General features: G+C 59.4%; 7 protein-coding genes. 1 reads left to right on the forward strand and 6 read right to left on the reverse strand.

Going from position 1 to position 7299, the window contains the following annotated elements:
- Nucleotide 1 precedes the first annotated feature (1 nt).
- The 6 genes from ACIY1O_RS13130 to ACIY1O_RS13155 all read right to left on the reverse strand — a co-directional run bounded on the left by ACIY1O_RS13130 (nucleotide 2) and on the right by ACIY1O_RS13155 (nucleotide 6299).
- A complete protein-coding gene (locus ACIY1O_RS13130; RefSeq protein WP_397475544.1) occupies nucleotides 2-1525 on the reverse strand; it encodes a CHAD domain-containing protein in 1524 nt (507 codons plus the stop codon).
- A 234-nt stretch (nucleotides 1526-1759) separates the two neighbouring features.
- Nucleotides 1760-2779 carry a patatin-like phospholipase family protein gene (locus tag ACIY1O_RS13135; protein ID WP_397475545.1) on the reverse strand — a complete coding sequence of 340 codons (1020 nt, stop codon included), beginning with the start codon at nucleotides 2777-2779 and terminating at the stop codon, nucleotides 1760-1762.
- Between the two features lie 97 nt (nucleotides 2780-2876).
- Nucleotides 2877-4709 (reverse strand): hypothetical protein, encoded by a 1833-nt coding sequence (locus tag ACIY1O_RS13140; RefSeq protein ID WP_397475546.1) that lies wholly within the window; start codon nucleotides 4707-4709, stop codon nucleotides 2877-2879.
- 47 nt (nucleotides 4710-4756) lie between these two features.
- Nucleotides 4757-5350 (reverse strand): rhombosortase, encoded by a 594-nt coding sequence (rrtA, locus tag ACIY1O_RS13145; RefSeq protein WP_397475547.1) that lies wholly within the window; start codon nucleotides 5348-5350, stop codon nucleotides 4757-4759.
- A 266-nt stretch (nucleotides 5351-5616) separates the two neighbouring features.
- Entirely contained in the window at nucleotides 5617-5973 is a 357-nt protein-coding gene (locus ACIY1O_RS13150) for a hexameric tyrosine-coordinated heme protein (protein ID WP_397475548.1), read from the reverse strand.
- A 41-nt stretch (nucleotides 5974-6014) separates the two neighbouring features.
- On the reverse strand, nucleotides 6015-6299 hold the full coding sequence (locus tag ACIY1O_RS13155) for a heavy-metal-associated domain-containing protein (protein WP_397475549.1): 285 nt from the start codon (nucleotides 6297-6299) through the stop codon (nucleotides 6015-6017).
- 196 nt (nucleotides 6300-6495) lie between these two features.
- On the opposite strand from ACIY1O_RS13155, the gene ACIY1O_RS13160 reads away from it, so the two are divergent.
- The gene (locus tag ACIY1O_RS13160) at nucleotides 6496-7158 is read left to right on the forward strand and encodes a MarC family NAAT transporter (protein ID WP_397475550.1); all 663 of its coding nucleotides are present in this window, start codon (nucleotides 6496-6498) and stop codon (nucleotides 7156-7158) included.
- Nucleotides 7159-7299 lie beyond the last annotated feature (141 nt).

Raw genomic sequence — 7299 nt, forward strand, 5'->3', positions numbered from 1 at the left:
GCTATTCTCCTTGCGGTTGCAAGAGCTTCTTGAATGCCTTTTGTGTCTTGTCGCGGTTGAAGCGCGAGATGCTTTTTTCAATTCTTGCCCTTTCTTGTTGCTGTTTGTCGTGCAGCACCGCGATCAATGCGCCGATGCACTGAGCGGTTTCAATATCGGGCCCACCATCCTTGTGCGGCATTTGCCGTATGGCCTGGATCAGGCTTTGCTGCTGAATTGAATAGTCGTTGAAGAGCCCAAGGTTGTCCTGGAGCTTCTTCAGGGCGCCGAGCTGCGTCTTGAGTTCCGCGGGTGGAAACAGCGCGCTGAAAGACTCCATCAGATAGCGCAGTTTCTTGCATTGGATGCGTAGAGAGTGAACCTTCTCATCCGACGAAGCAGGGTTGATTTGCCCGGCAAGCTTGCTAGCTTTGCGGTAGCGCTTCCAGATCAATTCGCAGGCGTAAGTCGACCCAGGCAGATTTGCGGCCGGCCCTGGCCTTGGCGAGCCGGACGAAGAGAATAAAGCGGCAATTCGTTTGATTTTATTTTTGTATTGCTTGCTGCTCAGAAGCGCGGCAAGTTTGGCGTGTTCGGCTTTCCGTTGCCGCGCGAACATGTCAAACAGGGTGTCTAGACCGGCATGCAAGCTGTTGGGAAGTAGTTTGTAAAATTCGGGCTTATCCAGCAGGTATACGTCCAGATCCCGCAATGCGCCGGTTGAATCCATGACGGCTGAAAATTCGGCTTTCAGATGCTTTGTCTGAGGTTCATCGTAGACCTTCTTGAACAGGCTCAGCACTGAGCGGATTTTGCGCAATTGGATGCGGTAGTCATGCAGGAACTCGGTGTCATGGTCGGCGACGATGCCGGCCTCGTTGGCGCGCGCTACCGGAATAAGGGCCCCTATGATGGAGTTTGCCGCCTCGAAAGCGCCGGCATCGGGCGCAACGGCAAGGCTCGGTTTGGCGTCATAAGGCTGCTGAAGCGGGAACAGCGCATCGACCAACGCGCTGCCATTGAACTTCGTCCCGTTCAAACCCAGCACTCGGCCGCGAATATTTCTGATCGACTCCGGGTACTGCGTCGTGGACGGCAACACCGCCACGGCCGCTGCCCGACCCGGCTCTCCTGTGAGGAAGAGCAGGTCGATACGACAATGCACTGTCTGAGTCTCATCGCTGAAGGCCAGCACGGCGCGCTGCCACAGGCCCGTTCCGATAGGCTGCAATCGGCGCAGGGCCGATAAATGTTTCAGGCGTAGACTAAGCTCGCCCTCGGGAATATCACCCTGAAACGCAACGGGGCCGTGAACGGTTTGCGTCGTCGTTCTGCCGTTGTTGTCGATCAGCTCAAGGGTTTCTTGGGCTGCAAGAAGTAATTGTCCGGCGTTGCGCAACGACTGATCGAAGTCGTCCAAGGCCGTATAGGGCGCCACCTCGTTCAAGGTGGTTAGTTCGGGCTTCAGGCCATCGATTGGCTGGGTGGCCAATTGCTTTATGGCGGCCGCCGTAAGATGGTAGCTGTCGAACAATGGTTCGCTCATCAAGATCCTTAACCGTTAACCGGGCCGATTCACACCTAGGCAGGCGAACCGCCTTCGTCCCGAATGTCGTAACTCTTCCATGGCGTCATGCTCCCGTCAAGAGGAACCTTGGCACCGATCGCTATACGGGGGTGTTGCCTGCCTTGCATGCCGCGGGGGCTTGATAGGCGCTTTTCATTTGGTGCGCGCACAAGGTCAGCAGCGGGTCTGGGTGGAATCCGCGCGCCGGATCCTTTAAAGAAAGGTTTCCGAAATATTGAGCGTGGATTTTTTGCCAAGGCTCTGGAAATGCTCGCCAAGCCAGCGATCCGCGCTCTCCCGACCCATCTGCTTCAGGTGCTCTACAAACCGTGGCTCAGCATTGAGCTTGCTGCTGGCTCCCAGCGCTTTCAAGCCGTCGGGGTCTCCGATCATATGCATGCGCATGTTTTTATAGCGTGACGCGTAAGGCTCAGCCAGCGCCCCTTGCTGCAATAGGCGCTGTACGAACGCAATGGCGCGCATCTCGTGTATGAGGGATGAGTTAAATGCGATTTCGTCCAGCCGGTTGTTGATGTCGGCCGTGTTGTAGGGCACCTCTTGGCGCTCGATGGGCGTGATCTGCACCAGCACCACGTCGGCGGTATCCGCTTTATAGATCAGCGGCCAGATTGATGGATTTCCCATATAGCCGCCGTCCCAATATGCATCGTCGTCGATTTCGATCGCCTGGTACAGGTGGGGAAGGCATGCCGAGGCCAGTAACGCGTCGACGGACAGGTCGTTCCGGTCGAAAATCCGGGCGCGTCCCGTGCGTACGTTGGTGGCTGCGATGAAGATTCGTATGTTCTCGTATTGCCGGATTGCATCGATATCCAGCTGCTGCTGCAAGATCTCGCGCAGGGGATGGATGTTCAGGGGGTTGCTTTGATATGGCGACACGAACTGGCTTACCCAGTTGTTCCATTGGTAGCCCGGCGAATTGTCAAAGTTCCAGTTGCCCATCAACTGGTCCGCCCAAGTCCGGCGCATCGGGCTGAAGCCCGCGTATCCGCTGACGGTCCGCCAGAACGTATCCAGCGCGGCGCGAGCGCCCCGGGGTCCGTCCTGGGCGTAGCCGTTGACGAGCACCGCAGCGTTCATGGCGCCGGCGCTGGTGCCGCTGACCGCTTCGATGGCGATGCGGCCGTCTTCCAGAAGCCGGTCTAGCACTCCCCAGGTGAAGGCGCCGTGCGAGCCGCCGCCTTGCAGGGCCAGGCTGATGAGTTTGGTCAATGGTCTGCCGCTTGATGAATGGAGGTTGATGGGCCAAAGGGAACCCATCATAGCAAGCGGGAAAAGCGCTGGGCAATGTGCCGCCGGTTTGGCGGCGTTACATTCGAACGCGTCGCAACCCCCACAGCAAGGCCAGGCCCGCCAGCCACAGCAGCCCGGCGGAGCCTCCGCCGGAACGGGTCGGGGCCGGGGGCGGAGGCGGTTCCACAAACAAGGCGGCATGCCATGCTATGCCTTCATTGTCGGCCTCTTGGCCCGGCCGCGAGCCAAAGTGGCTGTCGGCGGTGAATACATGGCGTCCGGCCTTGGTGTCATGGAAGCGGTATACGGGAGCCAGCCCGGGCCAGGGCTTGTCGAAGGCGCCAAAGGCGCGTCCTTCTTTGTGCCAGTCCGGGTCATTGCCGAGCCTGGCCTGTTCGACAGGGTCCAGCGTGTAAAGGCGGTCGCCGTCACTGGATACATAGCCGACAACCGCGCTGACGCCGGGCCGATCGGCTTCGTTGGCGAATGCCACGTGCTCCAGCGTGTAATCGTGTTTGTCGACCAGCTCGCCGGCCAATGCCGAATCGCTGGTCAGCACATCGGGCCCATCGGGCGTGGCCAGGCGGAACACCACCGGCAGATTGCGGTCGAGATCGTATTGAGCAAGTGATTGGGCGGCGTAGCTGACCGTGCGCGGCTGATCGAGGCTATGGGCAATGGGATACACCTGGGGCAAGGCAGGCTTGGTATAGGTGGTGCCCGGCTGCGGCGTGCGTCCCGGGCCGCCGGGGTTGTAGATGTCGCTGTAGCCGGACACTCGGGAGGTGGGTATCTCTACTGACTCGAGCAGGCTGACGGCCGACGCGTCGCCTTTGATCACGACGTCGAAATAATTGTCGTGATCCTCAACGTAATAGGCGCGGTCGGGTGTTTCGTCTGTCGGAGCGCCCACCTCGGCCAGGCCGATGATTTCGATCTTGCCGGCGCCCAGGTCATGGACTTGTCCGGCTTTGTCCACTACGACGCGGTTTCCGCGCGAGTCGCGGGCATGCAGCCGGAAAAAGGTTTCGAAGTCCGTCGGCAAAAAGCCGCTTACGCCATCCGGCGAGAACCCACCCGAGGTGAATAGGCGCAAGCGATATTGGGCGTCTTCGCCATAAAGCGAATAGGCGTCGTTGGGAAACGCGGAGTCGAGTGCGGGCGGCGGAAAGTCGCCGGCCGGTGAGAAGCGGCTGAGCTTTGCGCCTATCAGCGCCGGCCCGGCAACGTAAGGGTTGCTGCTGGTGGCCGACAGCCCCGTGATGGGCACCGGCCCAGCGGGGCCGACCGCCATCAGCGGCGAGCTTCCCTTCACGAAAGAAACCACCGTTGGATAGACCGCGCCAACGGTGTCGGGCGCCAGGCGATTGCCGAACTCGCCAAACACCACGATGACGTGGCGTTCGTTGTGGTCGTAATTGGGATTCAACGCGGCTGCTGCCGGATGGACGATTTCGCCCGTGTTGAGCGTGATGGCGATATTGTCGGGCGATACGGAGCTGGGCAGCAAGGGCCAGCTTACTTCGATCGGCATTGCGTCGGCGAACCGGGGCGTGGCCCCGAAGCCCGCCACGGCAAGGCCGAGTACACCGGCGGCGCTGGTCAGGTTGCGCAAGGGCGGCGTCGGGTCCAACTGCGCCCAATCGAGATTGACGCCGGCACCGGCATCAACCGCCAGGTGCAGTTGGCCGGCCGTAAGCAGTCCCGGTACGCCGATGATGTTTTCGAAACCGTAATTGGCGGCAAGTATTTCGGGCTGCTCGGTCCAGAGATCGGCGTTGATCAGCACGTCGCGTTGCAACTGGATGTAGGCGGGAGTCTGCTTTGCGGGATCGGAGGCCGGCTGGGCGGCGCACAGTGGTGCCATCAGCGCCGTGGCGGCGAACGCCTTGCGTAGGACAGGCTTCATTGGGGTTTTCCTGTTGGGGCGGCAGACAAAATCGTAACATTCGTTGTTTACAATTGTCTTGATGTTTTTTGCCCGGCACGCATCCACGCCAACCCCAAGACAACGCCCGCCATACCCAGGCCGAAGCCGTAGACATGCGCTACACCGATTATGCGTCCGCCTATCAGGTTTTCCTCCGCGGCCGACGGGCCGGTCGCCCACTGCCATGCCATCCAGGCAATGGTGGCCAACAATGCCAAGGCCGCCACGCCGTCTTTACGCCAGGCTTGCGGCAAGAGCCCCAGAACAAACAGGCCGTACAGCACACCCGACAGCCCGACATAAGACGATACGCCTGGCGATGAGCACCATAGCAACGTGCCCACGCCCACAGCCAGCGCCGCCGTCTTGAGCCAGATGCGCCGGTTGAAAAGCCGCGGCGCCAAGGCGCAGCACAGCAGCACGCCCAGCATGTTCAGAGCAGTGTGCGTCCAGCCCAGATGGACGAAGTGCCCACTGAAGAGCCGCCACCATTCGCCTTGCTCCAGGGCCGGGCGGCTGAAGCGCAACGCGGCTCGCACGCCGTCGCCGCCCGCTTGCAACAGGAGCAGGGCGGCGGCCAGCGCCAGGGCCCTTGGCCAGGCTCGCGTGGGTTTTTGCATCAGTCTCGATGTTGTTAAGCGCTGCTTCGAAGTGCGCATCTTGCAGAGCGTGTTTTCAATACGCTGGTTTTGGGTCGCAGCAGCTACATCATAGAACGCTATGCACGAAGATGGGGTCGCATCCAATGAAAACCCGCCAAGCCTGGTGCTGAGCGGGTTCTGACAGGGGTTTGCTTACTGGCGATTGGCTGACTTCGTGACGTCGGCTGAGCGCGGGATACGACGGCCCAGCATTGCGGACCAAATGCCCGGTTCAGCGAGCGAAGTTACTTGCGCCAGTAATCGTTGGCGGCGGCCACGGTCTGGAAGTGCACCGAGACCACATGCGAAACGTTGATCAGGCTGTTGGGATCGTTGGCGTATTGCCCGCGCAGGCCGCTACGTACTTGCGCGTCCGGCTGGGTGTAGACCACGCCTTTTTGCGAAAGCTTCACCGCCAGGGCGAACCCTTCTTCGGGCGTATCGGTGATCAAGCTTGGCACAGGCGGCCCCTTGACTTCAGGCTTGTCGGCCGCCAGCGCTGCGCTCGAACAGGCCAGCCCGATGGCCAGGGCGGCGGTCGCACACAATAGCAGGCGCACACCGTCGCGCGTGCCCGCTGGGCTGATGATTGTCGGGTTCATCTTGTATTCTCCTTTGAATATCATGATGTTGGGCTGGATTTCTACCCGCCGCATCCACCGCAGCAATTTCCATCTTCGCCGTGAACCGGCTTCAAGGACTCGAACCCGGCATCTTTGATCGCTGCCTGCAGATGTTTGACATTGACCTGGGCGGTGTCATAGGTGATGGTGGCTTTCTGGTCCGCCAAGGAAACGGAGACCTGGGCAACGCCCGGCATGATGGATAAGGCGCGATCCACGGCGTCGGCGGATTCGGGCCCTTGCAGGCCGATCAACTGCATGGTTTCGGTTTTTTGGGAAGAACGCTTCAGGGTTTCTGCTTGCATGGAGTCCTCGCAACGATGGAGCCCGGATTCCGGGGCGGATTATAGGTACATATAATATACATCTTTAATGGGGAAAGTATAGCGCAAGTACGTTTTTGCGCCACAAGACGGACATTTCCTTGGGTTATGCAGCTTGCCGGAAGCCCTTGGGTTATAAACACGGGTTGACAAGACAACCAGAGATTCATTTCACGACATGAATTCTTTAGAACTGCTGCTCAAGTACACGCCCCTGGTCTTTTTAGGCATCTTGCCGATAATGAATCCCCTGAGCACGGTTCCGCTGTTCCTTACGCTTACCAAGGGAATGGCGGAAGAGCAAAAGCGGCGGCAGGCGCGGATGGCCTGCTTTTACGCGTTTCTTATTCTTACGGCGTTTCTGTGGCTCGGCAACGGCATCATCAATTTGTTCGGAATCTCGCTGGCGGGCATAAGGGTGGCCGGCGGCCTCATTATCCTTATGTTGTCGTTCAGGATGCTGTTTCCGGCCGATAACGCCGCGGCTACCCAGGAAAGCGCCAGCGACATCAAGCGCGCGACGCTGGATTTTTCATTTTCGCCTCTGGCCATGCCTTCAATCTCGGGGCCTGGAACCATCGCCGTGGTAATGGGGTACGGTACTCAAATACCTGCCGGGCACATGGTGCTTGGTCATGTCGTAGTTATGTTGGGTGCAGCGATCGCGGTCATGGTCGCCTACGCGGCCCTGTCGTTCTCCAGTGTTATCTCAAGATACCTGGGCGAGCAAGGAATACAGGCGATATCGAAGATCATGGGTTTCTTGCTTGCCTGCGTCGCCGTTCAGTTCATCGCGTCGGGAGTGCATGACTTTGTCATCGATCTGGCGAAGAAAATCTAGAACACCGGCCAAGCGCCTGAAAAAACAGCCTCTGTTGCCCAAGCGCCAAAAAAGCCCACCGGCAAGATGGGCTTTTTTGCTTCGGATCTGGTGGAGACGAGGAGGATCGAACTCCCGACCTTCGCATTGCGAACGCGACGC

This window comes from Pusillimonas sp. (assembly GCF_044464525.1).
In the GTDB taxonomy this organism is placed as follows: domain Bacteria; phylum Pseudomonadota; class Gammaproteobacteria; order Burkholderiales; family Burkholderiaceae_B; genus Pusillimonas.